General features: G+C 45.8%; 4 protein-coding genes. All 4 read left to right on the forward strand.

The annotated features are described in order from the left end of the window. Positions 1–356 precede the first annotated feature (356 nt). Positions 357–1,106, forward strand: coding sequence for a DeoR/GlpR family DNA-binding transcription regulator (locus WBV27_RS01540; protein WP_086943689.1), 750 nt, complete (start codon positions 357–359; stop codon positions 1,104–1,106). Further along, on the forward strand, positions 1,106–2,020 hold the full coding sequence (pfkB, locus tag WBV27_RS01545; protein ID WP_424198805.1) for a 1-phosphofructokinase: 915 nt from the start codon (positions 1,106–1,108) through the stop codon (positions 2,018–2,020). The genes WBV27_RS01540 and pfkB overlap by 1 nt, the downstream gene beginning before the upstream one ends. An 18-nt stretch (positions 2,021–2,038) precedes the next feature. Further along, positions 2,039–3,940, forward strand: coding sequence for a PTS fructose transporter subunit IIABC (locus tag WBV27_RS01550; protein WP_424198807.1), 1,902 nt, complete (start codon positions 2,039–2,041; stop codon positions 3,938–3,940). A gap of 241 nt (positions 3,941–4,181) precedes the next feature. Beyond that, a partial coding sequence (locus WBV27_RS01555; RefSeq protein ID WP_424198809.1) for an argininosuccinate synthase occupies positions 4,182–5,371 on the forward strand: 1,190 nt, incomplete at its 3' end.

Raw genomic sequence — 5,371 nt, forward strand, 5'->3', positions numbered from 1 at the left:
AGCTTAGGCGGAACCCTCAGCAATTCAGAGTTCAACTATAAAAGTGCGTTCTGAATCCTAAGCTCAAACTCAAGGATTCAGAACCGTTCTAAACGGCTGTAATGTTTGCGCAAGCAAAACCTTGCAATCTCGAAATAGGGCTTACCAACATAATTTGGTTGGTGAGCCCTATTTTTTTTGCCTTCTTTTCTGGAAAAGCACCAATATATGGTTTGAAAATGAAAAATATTCCCCGTATAAAAACCCGGCCCATCAATGCTTTTGAATGGTTTTGAATGAAAGTTAATGTTTTTGAAGGAAAATGATTGCTTTATTCACGAGTAGGTGGTATATTTTTGTTCGAGAGGTGATAGAAAGTGCTTACAGAAGAACGGCATAAAATCATTCTAGACACTTTAGCAAAAGACAATATCGTAAAACTGCAGGACCTTGTCGATCAGACAGGCAGTTCTGAATCCACGATCAGACGGGATTTGAGCACTCTTGAAGAAGCCGGTTTCCTGATTCGTGTCCATGGCGGAGCAAAGAGAAACTATAGCGTTTCCGCTGAAGACAGGATGGAAGATAAAACATCCAAAAACGTTCAGGACAAACAACGGATTGCTGAAAAAGCAGCCCAACTGGTGAGCGATCAAGACATCATCTTTTTGGATGCCGGATCGACCACCTACGAAATGATTCCCTTCCTGAAGGGCAAGAGTATCCTCGTCGTCACAAATGGCGTCCCGCATGCCAGTTTATTATCGGATATGCAAATCGAGACGATCCTTATCGGCGGCAAAATCAAGATGGAGACAAAAGCAGTCATCGGACCGGTCAGCCAAATGCAAATGAGGAATTACCGTTTCAGCAAAGCTTTTCTTGGCATCAACGGCATCGACAAGCAATATGGTTTCACGACGCCGGACACCGAAGAAGCGGCCATCAAGCGGATAGCCATCGAGAATGCAGCACAAAGCTATGTCGTAGCGGATGCTTCGAAGTTCAAACAAGTCAGTTTTGTGAAGGTCTGCGACATTGAAGATTGCGGCATCATCAGCTACAATGTCCCGTCGGAAATCAAACGTAACCTGAAAGACAGTACAACTATTTGGGAGGCTGAATAATGATATATACAGTAACATTAAATCCATCCATCGATTACATCGTCCATTTACCCGCTATCGAGTTGGGTGAAGTGAACCGTATCCAACAGGATTTCAAACTGCCGGGTGGCAAAGGCATCAACGTTTCCCGCATCCTGAATGAACTGGAAGTGGAAAACACCGCTTTAGGGTTCTTGGGCGGTTTCACCGGAAAATACATCGAAGACTGGTTGGAAGCGGAAAACAGCAAAACACACTTCACGCATGTGGATGAAGCGACACGCATCAACGTCAAGATCAAGTCAGGGATGGAGACGGAAATGAACGGTCCGGGCCCGAATATCGAGCCTGCAGTCGCCGAAGAATTCCTGAAACAATTCGATACGCTTGATCCGGAAAACGACATCGTAGTCTTGGCAGGAAGCAAACCTACAAGCCTGCCGGATGATTATTATCAGACCATCATCCGCAGACTGACGGACAAAGGCGTGCCGTTCCTGATCGATACGACCGGGGAAGAATTAAAAAATGCGTTGCCTTTCCATCCGTTATTGGTAAAACCGAACCACCACGAGTTGGCGGAATTGTTCGATACTACCTTCGAAACGGATGCGGACATCCTGCCATACGGCAAAAAGTTACTTGAATCAGGAGCACAATATGCAATCATCTCGATGGCTGCGAAAGGTGCTATCCTGTTCACTCCAGAAGGTGCCTACCACGGGACAGTGCCAAAGGGAGTCCTTAAGAATTCAGTCGGATCCGGAGATTCGATGATCGCCGGATTTGTCGGTACATACATGAAGACGCACGACCCGTTGGAAGCATTCAAAGTCAGTATCGCCTGCGGAAGCGCAACAGCTTTTGCCGACGATTTAGCCAAACGCGAAGAAATCGATGCTCTAGTCAAACAAGTCACTATCAGTCAGCTATAGGAAGGAGAACTTATTAATATGAAAATCAATGATATCTTATTAAAAGAATTGATGATTATGGATTTGCAAGCAACAACCAAAGAGGGCGTCATCGATGAAATGATTGCAGGTCTTTCCACTAATGGCATCATCAATGATGCTGCGGTTTATAAAGAGGGCATCATGAAGCGCGAATCACAAACCTCCACTGGTTTGGGCGATGGCATCGCAATGCCGCATGCCAAAAACAAAGCGGTCATCAAACCCGCCGTCGTTTTTGCAAAAAGCGCAGCAGGTGTGGACTATGCATCATTGGATGGTCAACCAGCACATCTGTTCTTCATGATCGCGGCTCCGGAAGGCGCAAATAATGTTCATTTGGAAGTTTTGGCGTCATTATCCCGTTTACTCATCAATCCTGATTTCACTGCATCATTGAAAAAAGCTAAAACTCCAGAAGAAGTGCAAGGGTTATTTGCGGCAGCGGAAGCTGCACGCGAAGCCAAAGAGCAAGCTGAAGCAGCAGCGAAAGCAGCTCCAGTTGCAGCAACCGAAACGAAGAGACCTTTCGTTATTGCAGTAACGGCTTGTCCTACAGGAATTGCGCACACGTATATGGCTGAAGATTCATTGAAACTGATGGCTGAAAAAATGGGCGTCGATATCCGCGTTGAAACGAACGGATCGGATGGCGTCAAGAACCCCTTGACGGCTGACGAAATCCGCCGTGCTGATGGCGTCATCGTGGCAGCTGACAAAAAAGTTGAAATGGCTCGCTTCAACGGAAAACACGTTCTTCAAAGACCGGTAAGCGACGGCATCAACAAAGCTGAAGAATTGATCACAAAAGCAATGCGTCAAGAAGCGCCGATCCTGAATGTTGAAGGCGATACCTTCACAGCCAGCGCAAGCGACGAAAAACAATCCATCATCGGAAAAGTCTACAAAGATCTGATGAACGGTATTTCACACATGCTGCCGTTTGTTGTCGGCGGCGGGATCATGATCGCGATTTCCTTCCTGTTCGAAACGTCATTCGGTGCTGACAGCCCGTTGTTCATTTCCTTCATGGCAGTCGGTGGAGCGGCATTCAGCTTCCTGGTTCCGATTTTGGCAGGTTACATCGCAATGAGTATCGCGGATCGTCCAGGGTTGCTCCCAGGTATGGCAGGCGGTTACTTGGCTGTTGCTGCGAATGCCGGATTCTTGGGCGGTTTGATCGCTGGTTTCATGGCCGGTTACATCATGGTTTATCTGAAAAAAGCCTTTAAAGGGTTGCCGCGGGCATTAGATGGCATGAAGACAATTCTCTTGTACCCTGTGTTCGGTCTATTGATCACTGGCTTGTTGATGTATTTCTTGGTAGGTCCTGTCTTCTCCACAATCAATACAGCTATGATTACCTTCCTGGAAAACTTGGGTACTGGTAATGCAGTACTGTTGGGTGCTGTTCTTGGCGGCATGATGGCAATCGATATGGGTGGTCCATTCAACAAAGCAGCTTATGCCTTCTCAATCGGTATCTTTACAGATACGGGCGATGGCAGCTTGATGGCAGCTGTAATGGCTGGTGGTATGATTCCTCCATTGGCAATCGGTATCGCAACATTGATTTTCAAAAACAAATTTACAGATATCGAACAAAAATCTGGACTTTCCAACATCTTGTTGGGCCTTTCCTTTATCACTGAAGGAGCAATTCCATTTGCTGCAGCAGATCCTATGCGCGTTATCACTTCCTCTATCCTGGGTTCAGCGATTGCAGGTGGCTTGACGCAACTATGGGCAGTTTCAATCCCTGCACCACACGGCGGCTTGTTCGTAATTACCTTGGCTAACCGTCCGTTGATGTTCTTGCTGGCTTTATTGATCGGTACAGTCGTTTCAGCGTTGACGTTGGGTCTGTGGAAAAAAACTCAGACACAAGAAGTCGCAAAATAAATTAAATCATTCATTGAGAGAACAGACTGGGAACCTCCTTTCTGTTCTCTCTTTTTTGTTGTTCCGAACACAAGGCGTACAAATGAAAACGGTATGACAGATAAATGAGAATAATGTAAAAAAATGGGATGATTTTCATGGCAGATATGCTATAATGCATATTGTTAAATAAACGAAAATGTAGATATCAGTTCATGCATAAAAGCAACGGATATTGAAATCTGTATAAGGAGGTAAAAGCATGGCAGCAAAGGAATCAATCAAAAAAGTGGTTTTGGCTTACTCAGGTGGATTGGATACGTCAGTCATCATCCCTTGGTTAAAAGAAAATTACAACAACTGTGAAGTAATCGCCGTAGTAGGAGACGTAGGACAAGGTGATGACTACAGCCGATTGGAAGAAAAAGCGATCAACTGTGGCGCATCGAAGTTGTATGTTGCAGACTTGAAGAAGGAATTCGTCGAAGAATTCATTTGGCCGACATTGCAAGCAGGCGCTAAGTACGAAGGACAATATTTATTGGGGACTTCTTTCGCCCGTCCGATCATTGCCAAAAGAATGGTAGAGATCGCGCACTTGGAAAATGCTGATGCAATCGTTCACGGTGCAACAGGGAAAGGGAACGACCAAGTTCGTTTTGAAGTCGGCATCAGAGAATTCGATCCGAACATCACGATCATCGCTCCTTGGAGAGAATGGGAATTGACTTCCAGAGAAGATGAATTTGCGTATGCTGCTGCACATAACGTGCCACTTCCGATTACATTGGAAACAAACTACTCAAAAGATAAAAACTTATGGCATCTATCGCATGAGGGCCTTGATCTGGAAATGACAGCCAACGAGCCGGATTACGATAAAATCCTGGAGATGTGCGTGACGCCTGAGAAAGCTCCGGACGAAGCGACCTATGTCACGCTGGAATTCAAAAAAGGCATACCGGTAAGCTTGAACGGGGAAGCTTTGGATGGAATCGCCCTGATCGAAAAATTGAACGTCATTGCTGGCGCTAACGGCGTAGGCATCATCGATATCGTGGAGAACCGCTTGGTCGGCATGAAATCAAGAGGCGTTTATGAAACGCCAGCCGGAACTGTGTTGTACCATGCCCACGACAAATTGGAACAACTGTGCTTGGACAAAGACACTTTCCAATACAAACAATTGATGGCCAACAAATATGCGGAGCTTGTATACAACGGCTTGTGGTATACACCATTGCGCAAAGCTTTGGCTGCATTTGTTGACGAAACACAACAGACTGTCGAAGGTTTCGTGAAGATGAAGCTTTATAAAGGCAACATCACCGATGCTGGCGTAGTCAGCGCGAAATCGTTGTACAGCGAAAGCTTTGCTACTTTCGAGAGCGATGATGTATACAACCATACCGATGCAGCAGGCTTTATCCGTCTCTTCGGTTTGCCAACATC

The organism is Trichococcus sp. (assembly GCF_049589555.1).
In the GTDB taxonomy this organism is placed as follows: domain Bacteria; phylum Bacillota; class Bacilli; order Lactobacillales; family Aerococcaceae; genus Trichococcus.

What these genes read in the sequence shown, in the direction of transcription:
- pfkB (WP_424198805.1), top strand. Translation starts at nt 1,106, where the DNA reads ATGATATATACAGTAACATTAAATCCATCCATCGATTACATCGTCCAT.
- WBV27_RS01550 (WP_424198807.1), top strand. Translation starts at nt 2,039, where the DNA reads ATGAAAATCAATGATATCTTATTAAAAGAATTGATGATTATGGATTTG.